The sequence below is a fragment of the Mycobacterium sp. genome (assembly GCF_049683935.1).
Taxonomy (GTDB): domain Bacteria; phylum Actinomycetota; class Actinomycetes; order Mycobacteriales; family Mycobacteriaceae; genus Mycobacterium.
On the sequence record NZ_JBAUJR010000113.1, the window covers coordinates 1 to 24193 of the forward strand.

A 24193-nucleotide genomic window follows, 5' to 3' on the forward strand; every position below is an offset into this window, starting at 1 on the left:
GCCCGCAGTGGGACGCGGTCAGCCGGTGAGCTCGCACAGCGTCATCGGCGAGCTGGTGGCGGGCCACCCCGGTTGTGTGGCCTCGGCTTGCCTGCACTGGGGGGCGATGTGGGGTGCGGCCGCGCGCGCCGACTACGTCGATCCGCTGGGCTTGCTGGCGAGCACGCCGATCCGGCTCAAGCCGGTGCGCTGACGCCGCCGAAACGGTATTCCATGCGCGAAAGTGCGAGTGCAGGCCGCGCGGAACGCAATCTCGGCTGCGTTAATCACGCCCGGGGGTGGGCCTGGTCGTGCACGGCACGCAGTCGCGCCACCGACACATGCGTGTACAGCTGCGTGGTGGCCAGCGACGAATGGCCCAGCAGTTCCTGCACCACCCGCAGATCTGCCCCGCCCTCGAGAAGATGGGTGGCGGCGCTGTGGCGCAGTCCGTGCGGCCCGATGTCGGGTGCGCCCGTGACTGCGGCCATGGTCTGGTGCACGACGGTGCGTGCCTGTCGCGGGTCGAGCCGCCCGCCGCGGGCACCGAGGAGCAGGGCAGCCCCTGAACCACTGCCGGCCAGCGCCGGCCGCCCGTCGGCCAGCCATGCTGTCACAGCGATCTGCGCAGGCTCTCCGTAGGGCACGGTGCGCTGCTTGTTTCCCTTGCCCAGCACCCGCAGCACCCGGCGGGCGCTGTCGACGTCGTCGATGTCCAGCCCGCACAGTTCGCTGACGCGGATACCCGTCGCGTAGAGCATCTCGACGATGAGACGGTCCCGCAGCGCGAGCGGATCATTCTGCTGCGCACCGGATTTCGCGGCGTCCATCGCGTCGATGGCCTGATCCTGACGCAGCACCGCCGGAAGCGTCCGGCGCCCCTTGGGAACCTGCAGGCGGGTCGCGGGATCCTCGGTCATCAGTCCGTGACGCACCGCCCACGCGGTGAACGTCTTCACAGCCGAAGTGCGCCGGGCCAGCGTCGCGCGGGCGGCGCCGGTAGCGGACTGCGCAGCCAGCCAGGAACGCAGCAGCGGCAGCGTCAGGCCACCCAGGCCTGCGTCGGGGGCCCGGTTCGCGAGGAAGCCGAACAGCGAACGAAGGTCACCGAGGTAGGCACGTCGGGTGTGCTCCGAGCGGCCACGCTGCAGCGCGAGGTATTCGTCGAACTCCTCGAGGACGGCCTCCACTCCCCCACGGTGGCAGAGGTCGATTCACCGATTCAGGTGACGCGCCGCAGCGTGTCCGGAGTGAGATCAGACAGCGTGGGATATCCGTCGACGGCCATGATGAGGTCGGTTTCGGCCAGCAGCGACCGCAGCACGTGCACGATGCCGTCCTCGCCGCCGATGGCGAGCCCGTAGGTGTAGGGCCTGCCGACACCGACGGCCGTCGCCCCCAGGGCCAGCGACTTGACGATGTCGGCGCCGCTGCGGATACCGGAGTCGAACAGCACCGGCATCCCGTCGGCGGCCTCGACCACGCCGGGCAGGCAATCGATCGCGGGCAGCCCGCCGTTGGCCTGGCGTCCGCCATGGGTGGAGCAGTAGATGCCGTCGACACCGCCGTCCTTGGCGCGACGGACATCGTCGGGATGGCAGATGCCCTTGAGCACCAGGGGCAGGTCGGTCAGCGACCGCAGCCACTCCAAGTCATCCCAGGTCAGGGGGTTTCCGAACAGCTGCACCCACTGCATGATCGCAGCCTGCATGTTCTCCTCGGGCGGCTGGGCCAGCGAGGCGCGAAAGACCGGGTCGCTGGTGTAGTTCGCCAGGCAGCGGCCTCGCAGCTGCGGGAAGTTCGACATCGCCAGGTCACGAGGCCTCCACCCCGGGATCCAGGTGTCCAGGGTGACGATGATCGCCTTGTACCCGGCGGCCTCGGCGCGGCTGACCAGGCTGGCCGCGAGATCACGATCGGTCGGCGTGTAGAGCTGGAAGAAGCCCGGGGTGTCACCGAATTCGGCGGCGACGTCCTCGAGTGGGTCCTCGGTCAGTGTGGAGACGGCCATCGGAACCCCGGTGCGGGCGCCGGCGCGGGCGGCCGCCAGGTCGCCATGACCGGTCTGCGCGCAGATGCCGATCACCCCGACCGGCGCCATGAACAGCGGCGACGGCAGCGTCATGCCGAACAGGTCCACGGTGAGGTCGCGCTCCGTGGCGCCGACCAGCATCCTCGGCATCAGGCCCCAGCGGTCGAAGGCGGTCCGATTGACCCGCTGCGTCTGCTCGTCCCCGGCGCCGCCTGCCACATAGGACCAGATCGACGAAGGCATGGCGACTTCGGCCTTCGCCTCCCAACCGGCGTAGTCCATGGGCAGCGATGGCAGCACACCGGACAGGCCCTGCAGGTAGATCTCGAGCTGGTAGTTACCGAAGGTCATGGCCCCAGGGTGCCATCGGCGACCCGGTGGGCACGGCTATTTCGCTTCGGCTTCGGCGAGTTCGCGCTTCCACTGCCGGAACGTCTCCTCGGTGCGGCCGCGGCGCCAGTATCCGGAGATCGAACCGGCCCACTTGGCATCCACACCGCGCTCCTTGCGGATGTAGGGCCGCAGGTTGTGCATGACGGCTTGGGCTTCACCGTGGATGAACACCTGGACTTGCCCGGGTAACCACAGGGCTTCCTTCACCGCGGTGATCAGCGGGGCATGGTCGCCTGCGTACTCGTCTCCGATCAGGTCCGCGCGACCTCCGCGAAAAACCCACGCGACGTCGACGCCGGCCGGTGCGGTCAACTCGATCTCGTCTTCAGGACCGGCCACCTCGATGAACACCTTGCCGATCGCGTTGTCGGGCAACGCTTCCAGCGCGGCGCTGATCGCGGGAAGCGCCGCTTCGTCGCCGGCGAGCAGGTGCCAGTCGGCCGCCGGATCCGGTGCATAGCCGCCGTTGGGTCCCATCACGAAGAGACGCTGCCCGGGCGCGGCAGAGGCTGCCCACGGGCCCGCGACGCCGTGATCACCGTGGACGACAAAGTCGATCGTGATCTCACGACGCACGGGGTCGGTGTGACGAACGGTGTAGGTGCGCACGGTGTGGTCGAGTGACTTGAAACTGTCCAGCGTCAACGGTTGCTCGAGGGTGCCGACGTCGACGGTGTCGTCGACGAAGACCAGCTTGACGTACGCATCGGTGCTCTCGTTCGGGGTGAACGTATCGAAACCGCTGCCTCCGAGCACGACTCGGACCATGTGCCGGGTCAACTGCTCGGAGCGCACCACTTCGAACGTGTGCACGGGACGTCCTGCCACCTCAACCCACCTCCGCTGTTCAGCTTGCCCCTCGACTATACGAGCGCCGTCGCCGTCGCAGGGCGCTAGCGTTGGACGGCCTCTGAAGCCGGCCCCCACCTGAGCGGCTGGACGAACATCCGGCCACCAGTGCCGCGGGGACGTCTGCGGTGAAGCCCAGAGTGCAGCGATGTGTTGAGTTCACTTGTGGGACAACGACGGAGACTTATCGAGCGCGGAGTCCAACTCAGTGGGTCCGGACTATGGCTGGGAAACCAACTGGGAGCGGTCGTCGACCGCGCCGTCCAGCGGACCCCGGCTGTGTTCGTCCACGTGGTTGCGAACGTCCGACCCGCCGTTGCCGCGACCGCGCGTGCCGCTGATGGCCGCCGAGGCCTGGCTCGCGGTGATCGAACCACCCTGAAGCGCTCGGGCAACAGCCATGATCTCGGCGACATCGGTGAAGAAGTCCCGCACCTGGTTCCATCGCGATGTCTGCATCAGTTGCCCCTTTACCTGTAGTTCCTTCTCTATCCATAGAACTACGCGGTTGGGGACCATCGGGCGATCGGCGACGTGAGCGTAGTCACGAAACGCCGTGACATTGACCACTGTTCGGTTCGCCCGCGGTCTGGGTCACCTCGTGACGGCTGAGTTCTTCACAGCAGACGCGGTGGGGGTCCTAGTGTCTCCTCAGCTTCCAGCAGCCATCCGTCTGCGTCACGAGGCCGCGGACATCCAGCATGGTCAGCGGGCCGAGCACATCGGCGACCGGCAGCCCCGCCACCACCGCGATCTCGTTCACGGTGCGTGTTCCACGCCCGGGCAGTGCTTCGTACACCGTGAGCTCGAGGTCGCTCAGCTCGTCGACCTCGGAGGTCGGCCGAACGGCCTCCGGCGCCAACTCGCCCATCCGGCCGACCAGTTCGACGACGTCGGCCGCCCTGGTGACGACCTTCGCCTCCTGATCGAGCAACTCGTGGCAGCCCACCGACGACGAGGACGTCACGGGGCCGGGAACAGCACCCACCGGACGTCCCAGCGCCTCGGCCCACCCCGCCGTATTGCGCGCGCCACTTCGGACTCCGGCCTCGACGACCACCGTGGCTCCGCTCAACGCGGCGACCAATCGGTTGCGGGTCAGGAACTGTCGACGCGTCGGCCGCATGCCGGGCGGATACTCGCTGACGATCAGACCGTGCCGGCTGACCCTGTGCAGCAGAGCCGAATGCCCCGCGGGATAGGGGACGTCGATCCCGGCGGCAAGAACCGCGACGGTCTCGCCGTCGGAGGCCAACGCCGCGCGGTGCGCCGCACCGTCGATCCCGTACGCGCCTCCGGACACCACAGCCACGTCACGCTCCGCCAGACCGGCGGCCAGATCCGCCGCGACGTGTTCACCGTAGGCCGTCGCCGCCCGGGTTCCGACGATCGATGCGGCCCGCTGCGTGAAGTCACTCATCCGCGACGGGCCGACCACCCAGAGGACCAACGGCGCATAGGCATTCGGCAACTTTGTGCGATCGGCACAGTCGAACGACCTGAACGGCAGGTACGGCCACTCGTCGTCATCGGCGGTGATCAGGCGCCCTCCCATCCGCTCCAGGATCGCGAGATCCTGCTCTGCGGAATCGATCTCGAAGCGAGCTTCGGTGGCTCGCTTCAACCGGTCCTTGACGTCACGACGACGGATCCGCTCGGCAGCTTCGACAGCGCCGACGGCAGCCACCAGATCAGCGAGCAGCACATTGGGCGGTTCGGCAACCCTCGACAGGTACGCCCACGCGCGACGTGTCTTCTGCTCCATCAGTGACCCACCACCTGTCGGAAGCTCATCGCCGTCATCACGTCCTCGGTGTTGGGCGAGGTGCGTCCGGCGAGGTCGGCGAGAGTCCACGCGACCCGCACGGCGCGGTCCATGCCCCGGATGCTCACCGCCCCGCGGTCCACCGCCATCCTGAGCGGTTTCATCGCCTCCGCACTGGGCCGGAATCTGCGACGCAACAGCGAACCGCTGACCTCGGCATTGGTCGCGAAGCCGTGGGCACGCCACCGCTCTTGAGCAGCGTGCCGTGCCGCCCAGACCCGTTCGCGAACAACGGAGGTCGATTCTCCTTCCTCCTCAGTGAACGTCCCCGCCCGTGATGCGTGCATCTCGACGCGCAGGTCGATCCGGTCGGCCAGCGGTCCCGACAGCTTGCCCAGATAGCGCCTCTTCTCGGCCACGCCGCACATGCAGTCACGCGGATCAGGCGGCGCACACGGACACAGATTGGCAGCCAGCACCAACTGGATCCGGCACGGATAGCAGGTGACACCGTCACGGCGGGCAAGGCGTATCTCGCCGTCCTCCAGCGGAGTGCGAAGCGCCTCGAGTGCGCCGCTGTTGATCTCGGCGAACTCATCGAGGAACAACACGCCCCGGTGGGCACGACTCACCGCACCGGGGCGCGCCATCCCCGAACCTCCACCCACGAGAGCTGCGACGCTGGCGGTGTGGTGCGGTGCGACGAACGGCGGTCGGGTGATCAGGGGCGCGTCGCCGGTCAACAGACCCGCCACCGAATGGATTGCCGTGACCTCCAGGGACTCGGTATGCGCCAAGGGGGGAAGGAGGCCCGGAAGCCGCTGCGCCAGCATCGTTTTCCCCACCCCGGGTGGCCCGGTCATCATGAGGTTGTGGGCGCCCGCCGCGGCGACCTCGACGGCGTAGCGCGCCTGCCCCTGCCCGACGACATCGCTGAGATCCGTCACCGCCTCGGGCGTGTGCCGCGGGCTCTCGACACGAGCGTCGAGATCACCCTTGCCCGCCAACCAGGCCCGCAACTGTCGCAGACTGCGGATACCCCACACCTCGATGCCGTCGACAAGGCTGGCCTCGGCCAGGTTCTCGATGGGCACCACCACGGCGGGCCGTCCCTGGTTGCGTGCGGCGAGCACCGCGGGCAGCACACCCTTGACCGGCCGCACCCGACCGTCGAGCGCGAGTTCGCCGAGCAGCACCGTCTTCTCCAGTCGCGGCCAGAACTTCTTGTCCTCTGCCGACAACACCGCTGCTGCCAGCGCGAGGTCATACACGCTGCCCATCTTCGGTAGCGTCGCCGGGGACAACGCCAGCGTCAGCCGCGTCATAGGCCAGGTGAACCCGCAGTTGGAGTACGCCGCGCGCACCCGGTCACGAGACTCCCGCAGAGCCGCATCGGCCAGTCCCACCAGATAGATCCCCGGTAGCCCCGCGGCGATGTCAGCCTCGATCTCGACGATCTCACCTTCCACACCACGCACCGCCACCGACAACGCCCTGCCCAGCGCCATCACCCCACCCCCTGGATGTGGGTGATCTCCGGGGTGCGGCGTCGGCCGATCCGGATGGTGATGACATCGATGCGCACCGCCGCCCAACTGCCCTGCTGCTGCGCCAGCCACAGCCCGGCAAGCCGACGCAACCGTCGCACCTTGGTCGGAGTCACCGCCTGCTCGACGCCGCCGAACTGGTCCCCGGTGCGCGTCTTGACTTCCACGAACACCACCGCCCGGGCGTTGTCGTCGGCCGCGATGACATCCAACTCGCCATAGCGACACCGCCAGTTGCGCGCGAGCACCCGCAGCCCGAGCCGTTCCAGATAGTCGACGGCAAGCTGCTCGCCCATCGCCCCGATTTCGGCGCGGCTCTCTGTTCTTGTCATGCCTTCACGCTGCAGCACGCCGGTGACAGCAGCGCGCCGCCAACCGTCAGCTGTCCCCAATCGCGAATTCGTCCACAGCCCCGGCGATTCGCGCTTCGGGTAGTAGCCTCAGTCTCCTGCGGATTCCGTCGATCAGTGACCGGGAGGTGGCGATGCCGGACCGTGCCCTGGACGCGAACACCCGACTGGCCGCCGAACGCAATCGGCTGGCGCTGGAGCGAACGTTGATGGCGTGGACCCGCACCAGCACCGCCTTGATCGCCTTCGGCTTCACCATCTACCAGATCTTCCGGTACCTGTCGGAGAGCGAACGGCTCCGCGACCCGTACGTGAGCCCTCAAGTCTTCGGTGTCGCAATGATTCTCGTCGGTCTGACCGCATTGATACTGGGCTGGGTCCAGCACCGCCAGGAGCTGACGGCGCTGCGATCGGATTTCGGCCCGATGCGCTACTCGATTGCCTCCATCGTCGCCGCACTGGTCTCCGCCCTCGGGGTCATCGCGCTGCTCGGGGTGACCCTGCGGCTGTAACAGCACTCCCGCAGAAACTCCCGACGAAAGCCGCGCATGAACGACCCACATCGCACCCAGAGGTTCCAGACCCTGACGACACCGCGTGCCGCGGGGGTCGCCGGCATCCTGTTCGCCGCGTTGTTCGCCGCCAGCCTTGTGCTGCTGCGCAGCGCGATTCCCGATGATCCGTTCGCCCAGATCTCCTGGGTGACCCGAGGCGAAACCAGAATAGGGATCGCATTGGTGCTGGCTCCGCTCGCCGGGATCGCGTTCCTGTGGTTCATCGGGGTCGTGCGGGACCAACTCGGCGACCTCGAGGACCGGTTCTTCGGGTCCGTCTTCCTGGGCAGCGGACTGCTGTTCCTGGCCATGGTCGCCGTCTCGATGGCGATCGCCGGAGCGATCCTGATCGTCGCCGAGACCCCGGCGATCGCCTCGAACGGAGTCGTCTACTTCGCTCGGTCGCTGATGCTCCAGATCAGCAACGTCTGGGGGGTGCGCTTTGCCGGCGTGTTCATGATCTCGCTGGCCACCATCTGGATCCGCACCAGGCTGATGCCACGATGGCTGGCCGGACTCACGTACCTACTGGCGTTGATCCTGCTTCTGGTGGTCAGTCGCAGCCTGTGGATCACCCTGGTGTTTCCGGCGTGGGTGTGCGGCATCAGCGTGTTCATCCTCACGAAGGGCCGGCCGACCGAACGGTGACCACCGCGGCCACCGGGTGTTTCGTCGGCGTCAAAAAGGGGGTATTCGGCCGAATCCCCCGACCAGGAGGCACCATGGCCACCAGTTCCAAGTCCGCCCAAGGCATCGCCGACCGGGCCGCCGACAGCGATGCGTTCGAGTACACCGCGAGGGCGGGTTTCGCCGCCAGTGGCGTGCTGCATCTGCTGATCGGCTACATCATCCTTCAATTGGCGTTCACCGGGGCGGGCGGAAACGCCGACCAGTCCGGCGCGCTGGCCACCTTGGGCAGCCAGACCGGCGGGAAGATCGTGCTGTGGGCGGCCGCGGCAGGCCTGGTAGCGCTGGGGTTGTGGCGCATCGCCGAAGCAGTCATCGGGGCGAAACCCGGCGAAGGCTCCGGAGGCAAGGGCGACAACCCCGCCTGGAAACGCGCGAAGTCGGTCGGCCTGGCGATCGCGAACTTCGCGATCGCCCTGTCCGCGGCGCGGTTCGCCATGGGCAGTGGGCAGTCGAGCGGCCAGCAGAACTCCGGCATGTCCGCCCAGCTGATGCAGTCCGGATGGGGCAAAGTCGTACTGATCGCGGTGGGCCTCGGCGTCATCGCAGTCGGCGGCTACCACGTATACAAAGGGGTGTCCCAGAAGTTCCTCGACGACCTCCGGGTCTCTGGTGGCACCGCCATCGTCGCGACCGGAGTCGCCGGCTACGCCGCCAAGGGCCTCGTCCTCGCCGGTGCCGGGCTGCTCGTCATCATGGCAACACTGCAGGCCGATCCGGCGAAGGCAAGTGGGCTCGACGCCGCGATCAAGACGCTGGGCCAGGCGCCGTTCGGGAAGTTCCTGCTGATCGCCGCGGGGCTGGGAATCGCCGCCTTCGGTGCCTACAGCTTCGTCAGGAGCCGCTACGGCCGCATGTGATGGCCATTGGGACGGCAACTGAGCTAACGGTATCCTCACTTCGGTAAGCCTCAGCTCAGGTGCCCGGCGCCTGTCGCGGAAAGGATTGCCTGGATGCGGCCAGGCCCGATGCGGATGCCACAGGATCGTCGATGACCTCCCTGGTCGACCATCTGCGCCGTCACGGCGACAACGTCGCGATCCTGACCGGGTCGCGCCGACTCAGCTACACCGAACTCGCCGACCGCGTCGACGCCGGCGCCCGCGACCTCGGCGACCGGCGTCGCCTGGTTCTGCTGGAGACCAGCAACACCGTCGACACGCTGATCTGGTATCTGGGCGCGCTCGCCGGTCACCACGTTCTGCTCCCGGTACCCGCCGGCCGCGACCACGGCGCGATCACCGCCACCTACCACCCCGACGTCGTGGTCGACGCCACCGGCATGCACGTCCGCCCCGGCCGCGGGCATCTGCTGCACGACGACCTCGCACTGCTGATGTCCACCTCCGGCAGCACCGGTTCGCCGAAACTGGTCAGGCTCTCGCGGACCAACCTGATCTCCAATGCCGCGGCCATCGCCGAATATCTGGGGATTCGCGCGACCGACCGAGCGGCAACCACATTGCCGATGTCCTACTGCTACGGCCTGTCGGTGATCAACAGCCACCTGCTCGTCGGGGCCGCGCTGATCCTGACCGAGCACTCGGTATCCGACGCGCAGTTCTGGGATCTGTTCCGCCGTCACCGCGGTACGAGTTTCGCCGGCGTGCCGTACACCTTCGAACAGCTCGAGAGGGTCGGCTTCGCGTCGATGGAGCTTCCCCACCTGCGGTACCTGACGCAGGCCGGCGGTCGGATGCCCGCCGAACGGGTCCGGACGTTCGCCGCACTGGCCGACACGCAGGGCTGGCAGCTCTTCGTGATGTACGGCGCCACCGAGGCGACCGCCCGGATGGCTTACCTGCCACCAGATCTCGCCCACAGCCACGCCGCCGCCATCGGTCGACCGATACCCGGCGGAGAGTTCTCCATCGAACCTGTCGACGGCTGGCCCGAGCCCGGCACCGGTGAGCTCGTGTACCGCGGCGCCAACGTCATGATGGGCTACGCGGACGGACCACCCGATCTTTCCCTCGGTGCGACCGTTGATGCGCTGCGCACCGGCGACATCGCTCGCCGCGACGGCAACGGGCTGTATGAAGTCGTCGGCCGCAGAAGCCGATTCGTGAAGATGTACGGACTGCGCATCGATCTGCAACAGGTCGAGACCACACTTCGGGACAGCGGCGTCCCGGCGTTGTGCACTGACAGCGGCGACCGCCTCGTGGTGGTCGCCGCGGGTGACCACCAGCACCGCGAGATGCAACGCCGCACAGGCGAGATCGCCGGCATTCCCGCAAGTGCGGTGGCCGCCGTCTGCGTTCCCGAGCTACCCATCCTGCCGTCGGGAAAACCGGACTACCCCGCCGCCCGGGTCCTGGCAACCGAGGTCCGCGCCGCCACCCCGCAGCACACAGACCTACGGGAACTGTTCGCCGAGGTGCTCCACCTCGACCCGGCTGCAATCGATCCGGAGGCCAGCTTCGTCGACCTCGGTGGAAATTCGCTGTCCTACGTGACGATGTCGGTGAGGCTCGAACGTGCGCTCGGCCAACTACCGACCCAGTGGCCACGACTGTCGCTGCGCACGCTCGAGGCGCTGCCCGACCCGAAACCCAAATGGTGGCAGTCATGGGGACGCACGCTGGAAACCAGCGTCGCCCTGCGTGCGGCCGCGATCATCCTCATCGTGGGTTCGCACGCCGAGGCGTTCGAACTGTGGGCCGGTGCCCACGTCCTGCTGGGCATCGCCGGATACAACTTCGGCCGATTCTGCTTGACCCCGCTTCCCCGGTCCGACCGGATCCGTCACCTACGCACCACCATCGCCTGGATCGCGGTTCCGTCGGTGTTGTGGATAGCGATCGCCCTTGTCCTCACCGATGACTATCACCTGACAAATCTGTTGTTGGCCAACAAGTTCCTCGGTCCTCACGACAGCATGACCGCGGGAAGGCTGTGGTTCGTCGAGGTGCTGGTGTGGATCCTCGTCGCCCTCGCGATCCTGTTCTGGCTGCCCGCTCTCGACCGCCTCGAGCGGCGGAACTCGTTCACGGTCGCGATCGTGTTCTTGCTGTTAGGTCTCGCGTTGCGGTTCGACGTGCTGGGGTTGAACCTGGGAGACGACGCCTGGTTCACGGTGCTGACGTTCTGGTTCTTCGCGGCGGGATGGGCGGCGGCGAAGGCGACGACGGTCCAGCAGCGGGCGCTGGTGTCCGCCGTGCTGGTCGTCGGACTGTACGGCTACTTCGGCAGCACCCTGCGCGAGACGCTGGTGCTCGCCGGGTTCGCCCTGCTGATCTGGTTGCCGTCACTGCGGTGTCCGGCCGCAGTCGCGGTTGTCGCCGGTGTCGTCGCCGAAGCCTCGCTGTACACCTATCTCACGCACTACCAGGTGTATCCGCTGTTCGGCAGCCATCGTGTCGTGGGCGTTGTCGCCGCCATCGCCGTGGGCGTGGCACTGACCGCAGCGGTGACGTTGCTGCGCAGGCAGCTTCGCGACCGCAGGCTCAGTGCGCCGGATTCGGTACGGGCTCCCGCTCTGCGATGAGTCCCTCCTGGACCAGGGTGGCGGCGATGACGCCGTCGCTGCGGACCAGGCTCGCGGTGACCACCCCGCGCCCCCGTGCCGCCGCAGGTGACCGGCACTCCAGCAGATTCCACTGATCCGCGCGGATCGCGCCGTGGAACCACACCGACGAATCCGTGGTGCCGCTGCGGTGGGTTCGTGACCGCATCGAGTGGCCGTGCACCTGCAACGCCGGGTCGATCAGATACACATCGGTCACGTACGCCGCGATCAACGTGTGCACCAACGGATCGTCGGGTAGTTCCGCCAGGACCCGCCACCACAGTCTGCGGACGAACTCACCACCGGCGGTATCGTCGACGACCCTGATGTCGAGCTCGTCGAGAGGCATCGACGGTGCCGGGCCGGCCGGCCCGGTGCGCTCGAGCGAGTCCGGATCCTCCGGCATCTCCGCCCGACGCCCGTGCTCTGGTCCGGGTAGCGGTGCCGCGAAAGAAATTGTGGCCGTGGTCAGCAAGCGATCACCCTGCAGCGCGGCCACCCGACGTGATGCCGCCGTGCGACCGTCGAACACCCGCTCCACCCGGTAGTCGATGTCCGCACCCGCATCGCCGCCACGCAGGAACTGCAGATGCATGTTCGTCGGCGCCTTCGCGGCTTCCACCGTGCGCGCGGCCGCGGCCAGGCTCTGTGCGACCAGTTGGCCCCCGTAGGCGCGCTTGCCCTCGGGTCCGCTTGCCCGGCCGCGCCACCCGTCCGCATCACCGGTGACGTCGAGCAGGTCGAGCAGGGCGCTCATCGTGCGACGCCCACGGTGCCCGACTGGATGAGTTCGTCGATGTGCCCGGCGTCCAGCGCAAGCCATTCGGCCAGCACCGCCTCGGTGTCGTCACCGAGCCCTGGCGCGGGCGTGGCGGGCGGGTAGGTGCCGTCGATCGACACCGGCAGACCGGGCGCGAGGTGGCGCCCCACCCGGGGCTGATCGAGCCGGCTGAACATCGGGTTGGCCGTGACCCGTTCGTCGGCGGCGGTCTCGGCGAACGTGCGGTAGCGCTCCCACAACACCGAGGTCGCCGAGAGTCCGTCGGCGATCTGCGCACCCGTATGAGCGGTGAACCACTGCGCGAACAACTTGTTCAGCGCGTCGCGGTGCTGATAGCGCTCCCCCTCGTCGGAGAAGTCCGCGTTCAGCGATTCGGCCAGCGCGGCAACGGCTTCGGCGGTTCCGGTCAGTTCGGCGAGATCCCGGAAGTGCCGGCCGGTCAGCGCGACGACCATGAATCCGACACCGTCGGCACTGGTGAAGTTCTGTCCGTAGGTGCCGTAGACGGCGTTGCCGATGCGTTCGCGCGAGGTTCCGTTGACCATCGCCTCGGTGAACAGGCTGAGATTGCCTGCCGTCGCCAATGCCACGTTCTCCAGCGGGATGCTGATCCGCTGGCCGCGACCGGTCGCATCGCGGTGACGCAGCGCGGTGACCACCGACAGTGCGGCGTAGAGGCCGCAGCTGACATCCCACGCGGGCAGCACGTGATTGACCGGTTCCGTGGCCCCGACGGGGCCGGTGACCAGCGGGAAACCGATGGCGGCGTTGACGGTGTAGTCGACGCCGGTGCCACCGTCGGCGCGTCCCGACACCTCGACGTGAATCAGATCCGGCCGCGCCGCGCTCAACGCCTCGTAGGAATGCCATTGCCGGCCAGCAACATTGGTGATGAACACGCCGCACTCACCGATGAGTCGCGTGACGAGCTCCTGGCCCTCGGCGGAGCGCATGTCGACTGCCAGCGATCGCTTTCCCTTGTTCAGACCTGCCCAGTAGATGCTGTCGCCGTCGTCGGTGAGCGGCCAGCGGCGATAGTCGGCCGCGCCGCCGATCGGATCCACCCGAATCACCTCGGCGCCGAGTTGTGTCAATGTCATCCCGGCGAGGGGCACCGCAACGAAACTGGAGATCTCGACGATCCGTACCCCGGCAAGCGGGCGGGACGGGTCGGGCGTAGCGGTCATCGGGTCAAGCTATCAAGAGCGCTCAGATCAACTCGATGGCGTCGTTGATGGACTGCAGAACCCGACTGGGACGGAACGGGTACTTCTCGACCTCGTCGAGGTTGGTGGACCCGGTCAGCACGAGGATGGTTTCCAGACCCGCTTCGATGCCGGCGACGATGTCGGTGTCCATCCGGTCCCCGACCATCACGGTGCTCTCCGAATGCGCCTCGATGCGGTTCATCGCGCTGCGGAACATCATCGGGTTCGGTTTACCGACGAAGTACGGGTCGCGGCCGGTGGCCTTGGTGATCATCGCCGCCACCGAACCCGTGGCCGGCAGCGGGCCTTCGGCGGACGGGCCGGTGACGTCGGGGTTCGTCGCGATGAACCGCGCGCCACCGAGAATCAGACGGATCGCTTTGGTGATCGCCTCGAAGGAGTAGGTGCGGGTTTCGCCGAGCACCACGAAGTCCGGTGCGACGTCGGTGAGCGTGTAGCCGACCTCGTGCAGCGCCGTGGTCAGACCGGCCTCGCCGATGACGTAGGCCGATCCGCCGGGCAGTTGGTCGGAGAGAAACGTCGCCGTCGCGAGGGCAGAGGTCCAGATCGACGCTTCCGGAACGACCAGCCCGGCACGGACGAGCCGGGCCGCCAGGTCTCGGGGGGTGAAGATCGAGTTGTTGGTGAGCACCAGAAAAGGGCGCTCGAGGTCGGTCAACCGCTGCAGGAACTCCGCGGCGCCGGGGAGCGCGTGTTCCTCGCGGACGAGCACACCGTCCATGTCGGTGAGCCAGGACTGCGGGGTAGAAGTCACCCTGCCAGTCTGTCACCCGCGGCGAGAATTCCCTGAGCTACTCGGGCAGCCGCAGTTCGGGCTTCTCGACCTCTTCGATGTTGACGTCCTTGAAGGTGATCACCCGGACCTGCTTGACGAAACGGGCCGGCCGGTACATGTCCCACACCCAGGCGTCACCCAGGCGAAGCTCGAAGTAGACCTCGCCGTCGGCGTTGCGCGGAATCATCTCGACGCTGTTGGCCAGGTAGAACCGCCGCTCCGTCTCCACGACGTAGCTGAACTGCCCGACGATGTCCTTGTATTCGCGGTAGAGCGAGAGCTCCATCTCGGTTTCGTACTTCTCGAGATCTTCGGCACTCATCGGCTCAGCTGTCCTTCATGTAGATCGGAGTCCATTGGGCTCGGTGGCCCAATCTTCCCGCACGTGAGTTCGGCATGCTCCCCGGGTTCCCCCTCGGCGCCGGCGGTGACCAGGCGCCGCACGTTGATGAACGAGTACCGGTGTTGCTCGGACGGGCCGAGCCTGGTCAGCGCCGCGCTGTGAGCGCGGGTGCTGTAGCCCTTGTGCTCGGCGAACCCGTAGCCGGGGTGGTCGCTCTCCATCGCCACCATCAGCCGGTCGCGGCTGACTTTGGCCAGCACACTCGCCGCGGCGATGCAGGCCGCTGCGGCGTCGCCGCCCACCACCGGTAGCGACGGCGTCGGCAGCCCCGGCACCCGGAATCCGTCGGACAACACATAACCGGGCCGAAGCGGCAGTCCTGCCACGGCCCGCCGCATCCCCTCGATGTTCGCGACATGCACTCCCCGGCGATCGACCTCGACCGACGGGATGAACACCACGTTGTAGGCCAGCGCATAGCGCCGAATCAACGGGAACAGCCGCTCCCGTTCGGTCTCGTTGAGCCTTTTGGAATCGTCGAGTGCCGCCAGACTCTCCAACCGGTTCGGTCCGAGCACACACGCTGCCACCACCAGCGGCCCGGCGCACGCACCGCGGCCCACCTCGTCGACGCCGGCGACGGGACCCAGTCCGGCACGGTAGAGCGCGGATTCCAGCGTGCGGAGGCCGGACGATTTACGGATCACCACTCTCGGCGGCCACGCAGCACGCACGTGTCACGGCCTCCCGTTAGCTCTGCGGGTCCGTCGAATTCACGCCACCCCACCGCGACGGCGGCCAGGCGATGAAACGGGCCTTACCGATGACATTCTCCACCGGAATGGTCCCGGCCACAGGATCGCCGGTACAGAGCAACCCGTTCTGCGCGTCCTCAGGCCGGTTGCTGCAGTGGCTGCGCGAGTCCGCCGAATGGGTGCGGTTGTCGCCCATCACCCAGATCCTGTCCTCCGGCACCGTGACCGGGCCGAATTCGTTACCCAGGCACGGGTACACCGCTGGGTCGGCCATCATGGTGTCCGGGTCGAGGTACGGCTCGTTGAGCTCTTCGCCGTCGACGGTGAGTCCGGTGTCCGCTCGGCACTCGACGGTCTGCCCGCCCACCGCGATGATCCGCTTCACCAGATCGTTCTGGTCGGGCGGGACGAACCCGATGAAGGACAGCGCGTTCTGCACCGCCCTGATGGCGGGGTTGTCCGACCGGATCGACTGGTAACCGATGCTCCAGTTGGGCGGACCCTTGAAGACGACCACGTCGCCGGGCTCCGGAGAGGTGAACCGGTAGGACAGCTTGTCCACCATGATGCGGTCTCCGACACACCCGGGACACCCGTGCAGGGTGGGTTCCATCGACTCGGACGGAATCAGATACGGCCGGGCGATGAACGTCAGCATCACGTAGTACAGGACCATCGCGACGGTGATCAGAATCGCCGCTTCGCGAACGGCACCGCGCTTTTTCTTGTCTGGTTCCTGCTCGGCGCCGGACTCCGAGGTGTCGACTCCGGCGTGCTCGGTCGTCGAATCGTCCGGGTCTGGGCCTTCTGCGGGTCCGGTCACGGGATCAGCGTAACGAGCGCGCCAGTGAACCCGGAGCGGCCTGGGAGGTCAGCGCTTTTCCTTGATCTTCGCCTTCTTGCCACGCAGCTCGCGCAGGTAATACAGCTTCGCGCGGCGCACGTCACCGCGAGTGACGATGTCGATGTGGTCGATGTTGGGCGAATGCACGGGGAAGGTGCGCTCGACGCCGACACCGTAGCTCTCCTTGCGGACGGTGAAGGTCTCGCGGACCCCGCCGCCCTGGCGCCGCAGAACCACACCCTTGAAGACCTGAATGCGCTCCTTGGAGCCCTCGATGACCTTCACATGGACGTTGACGGTGTCGCCGGCGCCGAAGGCCGGGACGTCGTCGCGCATCGACGTCTGGTCGATGAAATCCAGCGTGTTCATCGGTGACACTTCCTTGCTGTTCGCGGCTGCCGGCGTGCGTCACGATGACGCGTGCCGAGCCGATGGGTGATTCGGACGTCTTGGGTGAGTCGTGCGGCGTTTCCGCCCGTGCACAGACAACTGCCCAATTGTGCCAGACGGAGGCCGGTTCCCCGAAATCCGCCGCCACCGACCCGAGCGTGGGCAAGGCCACCCCGGCGCGCACGGCAGGGTCGGTTTGACGAGGCTACCCTGGGAAAAGCGGGTATACCGCCTCGACGAGGTCGGTTCGTCAGTCGGCCCGGGCAACAGAACCCTTGGAGGATCACCGATGCAACGGCGTCCGTTGAGGCTGGTCAAGGCCACCGCAGCGATCGCTGTCGGTGCCTTGGTGGTGGCCGGATGCGAGGCCCAGGTGCATGGTTCGCCCCCCGCTCCTCCGGAGCCACCGCGCACGGTCGTCGCACCTCTGGGGACCATGGCGCCGCTTCCCGAAGTCCCCCCCGACGAGCCCGCCGCCGGGTTCACCGGCCTGGCGGAGCGGGAACGGCAGGCGACCGCCCAGGCCGCTGAGGCGGGCGCCGACATCACCGCGGCGGTACTCGACCGCAACACCGGTCAATTGGTGACGAACGGCAACAACATGACGATCGCCATCGCGTCGGTGGTCAAGCTGTTCATCGCCGACGACCTGCTGCTGCAGGTGTCCAAGGGCGAGACGACACTGAGTCCGGAAGACCGTCGATCGCTCGACGTCATGCTGCGGTCCTCGGACGACAGTGCCGCCGAGGTCTTCTGGAACCGCAGCGGTGGCAGCGCCATCATCAACCGGGTGGTCGCCCGGTACGGGCTGGGTTCCACCCGTCCGCCGAGCAACGGCCGCTGGTTCAACACCATCAGCACGCCGACCGACCTGGTGCGTTACTACGACATGCTGTTGGCGGGAACCGGCGGACTGCCGCCCGAGCAGGCGGGCATCATCCTGTCCGACCTGGCGGGATCGACACCCACGGCGCCCGACGGAATGGTGCCCGGCGGCATCTATCCGCAGCGGTTCGGCATCCCCGAGGGGTTGTTCGCCGAACGAGTCGCCGTCAAGCAGGGCTGGATGTGCTGTGTCGGCTCGGACTGGATGCACCTGTCCACCGGTGTCGTCGGCCCCGAACGCCGCTACGTGATGGTCATCGGATCCATGCAGGCGACCAACGATGACACCGCCCGCCAGACCATCACCGACGCCGTCAAAACGATGTTCCCCGGCGGCCGGATCTAGTCGAGCAGGTCCGGTCGGCGTTCGCGGGTCCGCTCGAGACTCTGTTCGTGGCGCCACGCGGTGATCCTGGCGTGATTGCCCGAGAGCAGCACCTCCGGTACGTCGAGTCCTCGCCAGCTCGCAGGCCTGGTGTAACTGGGCCCTTCCAGCAGCCCCCCGACCAGATCGGAATGTGAATCGTAGCGGTGGGATTGCGGATTGCCGAGCACATCGGGCATCAGGCGGACCACCGCCTCGATCATCACCAGCGCCGCCGACTCACCGCCGGGCAGCACATAGTCACCGATCGACACTTCCTCGACCCGCATGCGGCGCGCAGCGTCCTGCGCAACGCGCTGGTCGATGCCCTCGTAGCGGCCGCAGGCGAAAACCAGGTGGCGTTCGCCGCTCCAGCGCGCCGCATCGGCTTGGGTGAACAGCCGGCCCGCCGGCGATGGGATCACCAGAAGCGTTTCCTCCGAACAGATCTCGTCGAGCGCCGCACCCCACACCGGCGCCTTCATCACCATTCCCGGTCCGCCGCCGTAGGGCGAGTCGTCGACAGATCGATGCACGTCGTGGGTCCAGCCACGCAGATCGTGCACCTCGAGTTCGACCACGCCGGCCTCGATGGCCCTGCCCGGCAACGACTGTCGCAGCGGTTCAAGGTACGCGGGAAAGATGCTCACCACATCGATACGCACCGCGCACCTCACTCGAGATCGGCAAGATTGAGCAGACCGTCGGGCGGATCGATCTCGACGACGCCGTCGGCGAGCGAGACCGTGGTCACGATCGCACTCACGAACGGGACCAGGATCTCAGGGCCCTCAACGGATTTGACGCTCAGCAACTCACCGGCGGCGGTGTGCAACACCTCGGCGACGGTGCCGACATCGGCACCGCCCACCGTCCGGACCCGCAGCCCTTCGAGCTGATGGTCGTAGAACTCGTCGGGCTCGGTGATCGGTGGCAGGTCGTCGGCGTCGACCAGGAAAAGCGTGCCCCTCAGCGCTTCGGCAGCGTCGCGGCCGACGACTCCGGCCAGCCGCAGCAGCAACCGCCCGGAGTGTTCACGAACCGACTCGATGGTGTAGTCGCGTTCCGCGCCTCCGCGAGAAGCACGGCCCCGCAACGTCTTACCGCGTCCGAACCGGCCGTCCGGATCGTCGGTGCGGACGTCGACGACAACCTCACCGGTGACGCCGTGCGCCTTCGCCACGCGCCCGACGACCAACTCCATGGACGTATGCCTACTGGTCGGTGTCCACCACGTCGACGCGGATGCCCCGCCCGCCGATACCGGCCACCAGGGTGCGCAACGCGGTCGCCGTGCGTCCGCCGCGACCGATGACCTTGCCGAGGTCCTCGGGATGGACGTGCACCTCGACTGTGCGCCCGCGACGGTTGGTCACCATGTCGACACGGACGTCATCGGGGTTGTCGACGATCCCGCGAACCAGATGTTCGACCGCGTCGACGACGACTGAGCTCACAGCCGTTCTCAGCTCTCGCTGGGCGCGTCGGCGCTCTCGGCCGCCGCGACGGTCTCGGTCTCAGCCTTGTCGTCGGCCTTCTCGGCCGCAGGCTCGGCGTTGTCGTCGGCCTGCTCGGCCTTCTTGGCGGGCGCCTTCTTCTTCTTGGGCTGGGTGGCCTCGCCGGACGGCGCACCGTCGGCCTCCGCGAGCGCGGCGTTGAACAGGTCCAGCTTGCTGGTCTTGGGTTCCTTGACCTTCAGCGTGCCCTCCGCACCGGGGAGCCCCTTGAACTTCTGCCAGTCACCGGTGATCTTCAGCAACTGCAGGACGGGCTCGGTGGGCTGAGCGCCGACGCTGAGCCAGTACTGGGCGCGCTCCGAGTTGATCTCGATGACGCTGGGGTCTTCCTTCGGGTGGTACCGACCGATCACCTCGATGGCGCGGCCGTCGCGACGGTTACGCGCGTCGGCGACGGAAATGCGGTACTGGGGATTGCGGATCTTGCCGAAGCGGGCGAGCTTGATCTTGACAGCCATGGTGGTGCGAATTCTCCTGTGATTGCCACGTGTGCAATTCAAGCGACGCGGGCGGGCTGCCCGGTCCGGTTTTGCCTTACGTGTGTGACCGCGCCGGGGTCTCAGTCCCAGGGCAGACAGCCGCTCATTGTGCCAGAACCAGCGCCGTAGGACGAAATCCCGGTGCGGCCCCCTCCTCGGAACTTTACAAATGTCAACGATGGTGTCACCCTCCCCCGATGAACGACGCAGCCACTCTGCTGGAGATCGAGTCGATCAAACAGTTGAAGGCCCGGTACTGCCGACACCTGGACACCAAGGACTGGGCGTCGTGGCGAAGCCTGTTCACCGACGATTTCCGCAGTGACACCTCCAAGGCGGGCGGCAAGGTCATCGTCGGCGCCGACCCCTTCGTCGCGTTCACCCGCAAGAGCCTCGGCGACCGCGCCACGGTGCATCAGGTGCACGCACCGGAGATCGACGTGACCTCGCCGACGACCGCGCACGCGGTGTGGGCGCTGGAAGACGTCGTACGCCTGGCACCCGGGGTGAACCTGCGCGGCTACGGCCACTACACCGAGACCTACACGAAGGTCGACGGTCGATGGCTCATCGCCGAATCGACGCTCACGCGGTTGCGGGAGGACGTCTTCAACATGGTGATCTCGCTGTACATCTCCGACCGGATCAAGAGGGTGACCGCCACGATCGCCCGCAGACTGGTCCGCTGAGCTACAGCAGCTTGTCGAAGCACTTCTCCTCGACGCGCTTGCTCATCCGCCACCCCTGCGCGGTCCGGATGAACTCGTCGACGTACCAGATCCCGACAAAATAGATCTGCTCTTGTTCCCCACCCATCACCATCGGGTTGAAGCAGATCGCCCGCGAGGTCGCGGTGTCGCCGGTGACACGCACATCCACGTTGCCGAGCATGTGGTAGTACGCCGGGAAGTTCGGCAGCACCTCTTGGAGCCAGGCCTTGATCTCCGGAAAGTGACCGGCGATGCCACCGGCGACGCGATAGTCGATGTACGCGTCGGGGGTGAACACCGCGTCGAGGTCGTCGAACCGCCGCTGGTCGATCGCGGTGGAGTAGTCAAAAAGCAGCTGCTGGATTTCCAGCCGGTCGGAGATCTCCTCGAGGCTCAACATGGATTGATTGAACACGATCGGCCACGGGCTCCGGCTCGGGCATACACTCAGCGGTCATGACGAGGCTTCTCACGTGCCTGGGCGTCGCCCTGCTGCTGGTCGCGGGGGTCGCCGCGCCGACTGCGTCGACGGTACCCGTGTCCGGAATCAGCCAGCCGGCAGGCTCGGTGCCCATCCCCGAAGGGCCTGCCCAGGCATGGCTCGTCGCCGACATGGACACCGGCGCGGTGCTCGCCGCCCGCGACGAGTTCGGCCAGTACGCCCCCGCCAGCACCATCAAGGTGCTGCTCGCCATGACCGTCCTCGACGAGCTTCCGCTGGACGCCACGATCGTCGCCAACGAGGCGGACACCAAGGTCGAGTGCAACTGCGCCGGCGTCACACCGGGTTTCACCTACACCACCCGGCAGCTGCTCGAAGCGTTGCTGCTGGTATCCGGCAACGACGCCGCCAACACGTTGGCCACCATGCTCGGCGGTCGCGACGTCGCGCTGATGAAGATGAACAGCAAGGCCGCGCTGGTGGGCGCCTACGGGACGAACGCGGGTTCGCCGTCGGGCATCGACGGACCCGGGATCGACATGTGGTCCTCGCCCCGCGATCTGGCCGTCATCTTCCGGGCCGCGATGGCCAACCCGGTCTTCGCTGAGATCACCGCGATGCCCACCGCGGTCTTCCCCACCAAGACCGGCGACAGGATCCTGGTCAACCAGGACGAATTGCTCCACCGATATCCCGGCACCTTCGGCGGCAAGACCGGCTACACCGACCTCGCCCGCAAGACCTTCGTCGGCGGCGCTCAGCGCAACGGCAAGCGTCTGGTCGTGGTGCTGATGTACGGCCTCGTCAAGGAGGGCGCCCCCACGTACTGGGATCAGGCGGCCAGCCTTCTCGACTGGGGTTTTGCGCTGGGACCCAACGCGGGTGTGAGCCAGCTCTAAACCCGGGCGCGCCCGTCGATACCCGATGGAGACCTGATCGCGCGCTTGTCGAGTCCTTGCGTGGATAGCGTCGCGACTTGTGCGACGAAGTTTCGCGGGGCTGGCGCTCGCCCTCAGCGTGGTGCTGCCTGCCGCCACGATGATCGACGCACCCCGTGCGATGGCCCAGCCCGCCTTGGAACCCGCTGCTGCACAGGCGATCCCGGACGGACCCGCCAAGGCCTGGCTACTGGCCGACCTGGATACCGGGCAGGTGCTCGCCAGCCGCGACCCGTACGCCACCTATGCCCCGGCCAGCACCATCAAGGTGTTGCTCGCCATGACGGTGCTCGATCACCTCCGACCCGACAACTTCGCGAGAGCGAACGCATCCCACACCGAAGTCGAATGTTCCTGTGTAGGGCTGAAACCGGGCCAGGCGTACACCACCCGCCAACTGGTGGAAGCGATCCTGATGGTGTCGGGCAACGATGCGGCCAACATGCTCGCCGACATGCTCGGCGGGAAACCGGTCGCGTTGGCCGCGATGAACCGCAAGGCCGCTCTCGTCGGGGCGCGCAGCACCAAGGCGTCGTCACCGTCGGGCCTGGATGGGCCTGGCTGGGAATCGGTCACCACACCGCACGATCTCGCGGTCATCATGCGTGCGGCGTTGAAGTATCCGCTGATCGCCCACATCATGCGGTCGCCGACCGCACAGTTCCCCGGCAAGACGCTCACCAACCAGAACGAACTGCTGGCCCGCTATCCCGGCAACCTCGGCGGCAAGACCGGTTACACCAACCTGGCCCGCAAGACCTATCTCGGTGCCGCGCAACGCGGGAACCGCCGCCTCGTCGTCGTCCAGATGTATGGCACCGGGGACCTGTACGGGCAGGCGATAAGCCTGCTGGACTGGGGCTTCGCCCAGAACCGCTAGGCGGGCGGGCGCCCTGCGCGAAATAGCATTCCGGGCTGCGGTCGCGCCCCCGATCACGACACTGGCTTCACTCTCGTGGGCAACGCGGCGCGGCGGGCCTAGTCGACATCACACCTAGTAGGCGACGCCGCGCAGCACCACCAGCGTCGGATCGGCCAGGACGGCCGCGCCGCCTCGTGGATCGTCGGCGTAGCAGACGAAGTCGGCCGATGCCCCATGCTCGAGGGCCGGCCGGCCCAACCACTGCCGGGCATCCCAGCAGGCCGCGCCCAGCGCCTCGGTCGGGGTCATGCCGATGCCCTTGAGCGCCTCGACCTCCTCACCGATTCGGCCGTGGGCGACGGCACTGCCCGCGTCGGTGCCCGCGTAGATCGGTACGCCCGCCTCCCGAGCCGCACCGATCCTGGCCGCGCACGTGGCGTGCAGGGCCCGCATGTGTTGTTCGTAGCGGGGGTAACGGCTGGCCGCTGCGGCGATGTCGGGGAAGTTCTCGATGTTGATCAGCGTCGGCACCAGCGCGGTGCCGTGCTCGACCATCAGGTCGACGGTGTCCTCGGTCAGCCCGGTGCCGTGCTCGATGCAGTCGATACCGGCCTTGATCAGCCCCGGCAACGCGTCCTCGCCGAACACGTGTGCCGTCACCCGGGCGCCGTTGGCGTGCGCGGCATCGATCGCCGCTTCGAGCACATCATCGGACCACAGCGGGGCCAGGTCACCGAGATCACGGTCGATCCAGTCGCCGACCAGCTTGACCCAGCCGTCACCCCACCGCGCCTGCTGCGCCACCGCATCCGGTAGCTGCCACTCGTCGGTGAGTTCGACGGCGAAGCCCCGCTGATAACGCTTGGGGCGCGCGATGTGGCGGCCGGCGCGGATGATGCGGGGCAGGTCGGCACGCTCATCGAAACCGCGGGTGTCGGTAGGTGATCCCGCGTCGCGCAGCAGCAGCGCGCCGGCGCCCCGCTCGGTTTCGGCCTGGGCGGCCGCCTCGTCCACCTCGATCGGGCCGTGCGGGCCGAGCCCGACATGGCAGTGCGCGTCGACCAGCCCGGGAAGGATCCATCCGCCGGCCCCGTCGGCGCCGAACACCGTCTCGGCGTCGGCTACCGGTTCAGCGCTCAGCATGCCGTCGACAACCCACCACTCCACAGGTTGGCCGTCAGGCAACCCGCGCCCACGCACGTGCAGTCGCAC

At 67.5% G+C, this 24193-nt stretch carries 28 protein-coding genes and 1 pseudogene; 9 read left to right on the forward strand and 20 right to left on the reverse strand.

The window, feature by feature from the left end; genetic code table 11:
• Positions 1–187: pseudogene (locus WA965_RS06395) on the forward strand (M23 family peptidase); the annotation flags it as partial.
• A 79-nt stretch (positions 188–266) separates the two neighbouring features.
• On the opposite strand, the gene WA965_RS06400 reads toward WA965_RS06395, so the two are convergent.
• From WA965_RS06400 to WA965_RS06430, 7 genes are all read right to left on the reverse strand, one after another.
• Positions 267–1169, reverse strand: coding sequence for a tyrosine recombinase XerC (locus WA965_RS06400; protein WP_526447247.1), 903 nt, complete (start codon positions 1167–1169; stop codon positions 267–269).
• 32 nt (positions 1170–1201) lie between these two features.
• The gene (locus WA965_RS06405) at positions 1202–2362 is read right to left on the reverse strand and encodes a lactate 2-monooxygenase (protein WP_526301119.1); all 1161 of its coding nucleotides are present in this window, start codon (positions 2360–2362) and stop codon (positions 1202–1204) included.
• 36 nt (positions 2363–2398) lie between these two features.
• Complete coding sequence (locus tag WA965_RS06410) at positions 2399–3232, reverse strand: siderophore-interacting protein (RefSeq protein ID WP_526301121.1); 834 nt, start codon at positions 3230–3232, stop codon at positions 2399–2401.
• A gap of 240 nt (positions 3233–3472) precedes the next feature.
• The gene (locus WA965_RS06415) at positions 3473–3712 is read right to left on the reverse strand and encodes a hypothetical protein (protein ID WP_526301123.1); all 240 of its coding nucleotides are present in this window, start codon (positions 3710–3712) and stop codon (positions 3473–3475) included.
• Positions 3713–3893: 181 nt separating this feature from the next.
• Positions 3894–5018, reverse strand: a complete 1125-nt coding sequence (gene dprA / locus WA965_RS06420; protein WP_526301125.1) for a DNA-processing protein DprA — start codon at positions 5016–5018, stop codon at positions 3894–3896.
• Positions 5018–6526, reverse strand: a complete 1509-nt coding sequence (locus WA965_RS06425; RefSeq protein WP_526301127.1) for a YifB family Mg chelatase-like AAA ATPase — start codon at positions 6524–6526, stop codon at positions 5018–5020. The genes dprA and WA965_RS06425 overlap by 1 nt, the downstream gene beginning before the upstream one ends.
• Positions 6526–6897 (reverse strand): YraN family protein, encoded by a 372-nt coding sequence (locus WA965_RS06430; protein WP_526301129.1) that lies wholly within the window; start codon positions 6895–6897, stop codon positions 6526–6528. Before WA965_RS06430 ends, WA965_RS06425 begins: the two co-directional genes overlap by 1 nt.
• A gap of 152 nt (positions 6898–7049) precedes the next feature.
• On the opposite strand from WA965_RS06430, the gene WA965_RS06435 reads away from it, so the two are divergent.
• From WA965_RS06435 to WA965_RS06450, 4 genes are all read left to right on the forward strand, one after another.
• A complete protein-coding gene (locus WA965_RS06435; RefSeq protein WP_526301131.1) occupies positions 7050–7427 on the forward strand; it encodes a DUF202 domain-containing protein in 378 nt (125 codons plus the stop codon).
• Between the two features lie 36 nt (positions 7428–7463).
• Positions 7464–8117 carry a hypothetical protein gene (locus WA965_RS06440; protein WP_526301133.1) on the forward strand — a complete coding sequence of 218 codons (654 nt, stop codon included), beginning with the start codon at positions 7464–7466 and terminating at the stop codon, positions 8115–8117.
• A gap of 74 nt (positions 8118–8191) precedes the next feature.
• A complete protein-coding gene (locus WA965_RS06445; RefSeq protein WP_526301135.1) occupies positions 8192–9016 on the forward strand; it encodes a DUF1206 domain-containing protein in 825 nt (274 codons plus the stop codon).
• A gap of 131 nt (positions 9017–9147) precedes the next feature.
• Positions 9148–11646 carry a non-ribosomal peptide synthetase gene (locus WA965_RS06450; protein WP_526301137.1) on the forward strand — a complete coding sequence of 833 codons (2499 nt, stop codon included), beginning with the start codon at positions 9148–9150 and terminating at the stop codon, positions 11644–11646.
• Here WA965_RS06450 and WA965_RS06455 read toward each other — a convergent pair.
• The 7 genes from WA965_RS06455 to rplS all read right to left on the reverse strand — a co-directional run bounded on the left by WA965_RS06455 (position 11606) and on the right by rplS (position 16763).
• Complete coding sequence (locus WA965_RS06455) at positions 11606–12424, reverse strand: acyl-CoA thioesterase (protein WP_526301139.1); 819 nt, start codon at positions 12422–12424, stop codon at positions 11606–11608. The two genes, WA965_RS06450 and WA965_RS06455, sit on opposite strands and share 41 nt — an antisense overlap.
• Complete coding sequence (locus tag WA965_RS06460) at positions 12421–13635, reverse strand: CoA transferase (protein WP_526301141.1); 1215 nt, start codon at positions 13633–13635, stop codon at positions 12421–12423. The genes WA965_RS06455 and WA965_RS06460 overlap by 4 nt, the downstream gene beginning before the upstream one ends.
• A gap of 22 nt (positions 13636–13657) precedes the next feature.
• Positions 13658–14398, reverse strand: coding sequence for an HAD-IIA family hydrolase (locus tag WA965_RS06465; protein WP_526301151.1), 741 nt, complete (start codon positions 14396–14398; stop codon positions 13658–13660).
• Between the two features lie 70 nt (positions 14399–14468).
• A complete protein-coding gene (locus WA965_RS06470; protein WP_011895015.1) occupies positions 14469–14774 on the reverse strand; it encodes a DUF2469 domain-containing protein in 306 nt (101 codons plus the stop codon).
• On the reverse strand, positions 14771–15529 hold the full coding sequence (locus tag WA965_RS06475; protein ID WP_526301143.1) for a ribonuclease HII: 759 nt from the start codon (positions 15527–15529) through the stop codon (positions 14771–14773). Before WA965_RS06475 ends, WA965_RS06470 begins: the two co-directional genes overlap by 4 nt.
• A 16-nt stretch (positions 15530–15545) precedes the next feature.
• Positions 15546–16373, reverse strand: a complete 828-nt coding sequence (gene lepB, locus WA965_RS06480) for a signal peptidase I (protein ID WP_526301145.1) — start codon at positions 16371–16373, stop codon at positions 15546–15548.
• Positions 16374–16421: 48 nt separating this feature from the next.
• The gene (gene rplS, locus WA965_RS06485; protein WP_178362200.1) at positions 16422–16763 is read right to left on the reverse strand and encodes a 50S ribosomal protein L19; all 342 of its coding nucleotides are present in this window, start codon (positions 16761–16763) and stop codon (positions 16422–16424) included.
• A gap of 310 nt (positions 16764–17073) precedes the next feature.
• Here rplS and WA965_RS06490 point away from each other — a divergent pair, with 310 nt between their 5' ends.
• The gene (locus WA965_RS06490) at positions 17074–18015 is read left to right on the forward strand and encodes a serine hydrolase (protein WP_526447249.1); all 942 of its coding nucleotides are present in this window, start codon (positions 17074–17076) and stop codon (positions 18013–18015) included.
• Here the strand turns inward: WA965_RS06490 and trmD are convergent.
• From trmD to rpsP, 4 genes are read right to left on the reverse strand one after another with little or no spacing between them, the layout of a single operon-like run.
• A complete protein-coding gene (gene trmD, locus WA965_RS06495; RefSeq protein WP_526299608.1) occupies positions 18012–18698 on the reverse strand; it encodes a tRNA (guanosine(37)-N1)-methyltransferase TrmD in 687 nt (228 codons plus the stop codon). The two genes, WA965_RS06490 and trmD, sit on opposite strands and share 4 nt — an antisense overlap.
• An 8-nt stretch (positions 18699–18706) precedes the next feature.
• On the reverse strand, positions 18707–19237 hold the full coding sequence (gene rimM / locus WA965_RS06500; protein ID WP_526299610.1) for a ribosome maturation factor RimM: 531 nt from the start codon (positions 19235–19237) through the stop codon (positions 18707–18709).
• 10 nt (positions 19238–19247) lie between these two features.
• Positions 19248–19490, reverse strand: a complete 243-nt coding sequence (locus WA965_RS06505; protein ID WP_005148848.1) for an RNA-binding protein — start codon at positions 19488–19490, stop codon at positions 19248–19250.
• Positions 19491–19498: 8 nt separating this feature from the next.
• Positions 19499–20008, reverse strand: a complete 510-nt coding sequence (gene rpsP, locus WA965_RS06510) for a 30S ribosomal protein S16 (RefSeq protein WP_526299612.1) — start codon at positions 20006–20008, stop codon at positions 19499–19501.
• Positions 20009–20226: 218 nt separating this feature from the next.
• Between rpsP and WA965_RS06515 the strand changes: the two genes are divergently transcribed.
• Positions 20227–20718 carry a nuclear transport factor 2 family protein gene (locus WA965_RS06515; protein WP_526299614.1) on the forward strand — a complete coding sequence of 164 codons (492 nt, stop codon included), beginning with the start codon at positions 20227–20229 and terminating at the stop codon, positions 20716–20718.
• Position 20719: 1 nt separating this feature from the next.
• Here WA965_RS06515 and WA965_RS06520 read toward each other — a convergent pair whose 3' ends face one another.
• Positions 20720–21139, reverse strand: a complete 420-nt coding sequence (locus tag WA965_RS06520) for a nuclear transport factor 2 family protein (protein WP_178362194.1) — start codon at positions 21137–21139, stop codon at positions 20720–20722.
• Positions 21140–21195: 56 nt separating this feature from the next.
• On the opposite strand from WA965_RS06520, the gene WA965_RS06525 reads away from it, so the two are divergent.
• Complete coding sequence (locus tag WA965_RS06525) at positions 21196–22080, forward strand: D-alanyl-D-alanine carboxypeptidase family protein (RefSeq protein WP_526299616.1); 885 nt, start codon at positions 21196–21198, stop codon at positions 22078–22080.
• Between the two features lie 79 nt (positions 22081–22159).
• The gene (locus WA965_RS06530) at positions 22160–22999 is read left to right on the forward strand and encodes a D-alanyl-D-alanine carboxypeptidase family protein (protein ID WP_526299618.1); all 840 of its coding nucleotides are present in this window, start codon (positions 22160–22162) and stop codon (positions 22997–22999) included.
• A gap of 114 nt (positions 23000–23113) precedes the next feature.
• Here WA965_RS06530 and WA965_RS06535 read toward each other — a convergent pair whose 3' ends face one another.
• On the reverse strand, positions 23114–24193 hold the full coding sequence (locus tag WA965_RS06535) for a metal-dependent hydrolase family protein (RefSeq protein ID WP_526299620.1): 1080 nt from the start codon (positions 24191–24193) through the stop codon (positions 23114–23116).

Excerpts from the sequence above, each read along its gene's own strand:
- WA965_RS06405 (WP_526301119.1), bottom strand. The coding sequence starts at position 2,362 with ATGACCTTCGGTAACTACCAGCTCGAGATCTACCTGCAGGGCCTGTCC.
- WA965_RS06415 (WP_526301123.1), bottom strand. The coding sequence starts at position 3,712 with ATGCAGACATCGCGATGGAACCAGGTGCGGGACTTCTTCACCGATGTC.
- dprA (WP_526301125.1), bottom strand. The coding sequence starts at position 5,018 with ATGGAGCAGAAGACACGTCGCGCGTGGGCGTACCTGTCGAGGGTTGCC.
- WA965_RS06425 (WP_526301127.1), bottom strand. The coding sequence starts at position 6,526 with ATGGCGCTGGGCAGGGCGTTGTCGGTGGCGGTGCGTGGTGTGGAAGGT.
- WA965_RS06430 (WP_526301129.1), bottom strand. The coding sequence starts at position 6,897 with ATGACAAGAACAGAGAGCCGCGCCGAAATCGGGGCGATGGGCGAGCAG.
- WA965_RS06435 (WP_526301131.1), top strand. The coding sequence starts at position 7,050 with ATGCCGGACCGTGCCCTGGACGCGAACACCCGACTGGCCGCCGAACGC.
- WA965_RS06440 (WP_526301133.1), top strand. The coding sequence starts at position 7,464 with ATGAACGACCCACATCGCACCCAGAGGTTCCAGACCCTGACGACACCG.
- WA965_RS06445 (WP_526301135.1), top strand. The coding sequence starts at position 8,192 with ATGGCCACCAGTTCCAAGTCCGCCCAAGGCATCGCCGACCGGGCCGCC.
- WA965_RS06450 (WP_526301137.1), top strand. The coding sequence starts at position 9,148 with ATGACCTCCCTGGTCGACCATCTGCGCCGTCACGGCGACAACGTCGCG.
- WA965_RS06455 (WP_526301139.1), bottom strand. The coding sequence starts at position 12,424 with ATGAGCGCCCTGCTCGACCTGCTCGACGTCACCGGTGATGCGGACGGG.
- WA965_RS06460 (WP_526301141.1), bottom strand. The coding sequence starts at position 13,635 with ATGACCGCTACGCCCGACCCGTCCCGCCCGCTTGCCGGGGTACGGATC.
- WA965_RS06465 (WP_526301151.1), bottom strand. The coding sequence starts at position 14,398 with ATGGACGGTGTGCTCGTCCGCGAGGAACACGCGCTCCCCGGCGCCGCG.
- WA965_RS06470 (WP_011895015.1), bottom strand. The coding sequence starts at position 14,774 with ATGAGTGCCGAAGATCTCGAGAAGTACGAAACCGAGATGGAGCTCTCG.
- rplS (WP_178362200.1), bottom strand. The coding sequence starts at position 16,763 with ATGAACACGCTGGATTTCATCGACCAGACGTCGATGCGCGACGACGTC.
- WA965_RS06490 (WP_526447249.1), top strand. The coding sequence starts at position 17,074 with ATGCAACGGCGTCCGTTGAGGCTGGTCAAGGCCACCGCAGCGATCGCT.
- rimM (WP_526299610.1), bottom strand. The coding sequence starts at position 19,237 with ATGGAGTTGGTCGTCGGGCGCGTGGCGAAGGCGCACGGCGTCACCGGT.
- rpsP (WP_526299612.1), bottom strand. The coding sequence starts at position 20,008 with ATGGCTGTCAAGATCAAGCTCGCCCGCTTCGGCAAGATCCGCAATCCC.
- WA965_RS06515 (WP_526299614.1), top strand. The coding sequence starts at position 20,227 with ATGAACGACGCAGCCACTCTGCTGGAGATCGAGTCGATCAAACAGTTG.
- WA965_RS06520 (WP_178362194.1), bottom strand. The coding sequence starts at position 21,139 with ATGTTGAGCCTCGAGGAGATCTCCGACCGGCTGGAAATCCAGCAGCTG.
- WA965_RS06525 (WP_526299616.1), top strand. The coding sequence starts at position 21,196 with ATGACGAGGCTTCTCACGTGCCTGGGCGTCGCCCTGCTGCTGGTCGCG.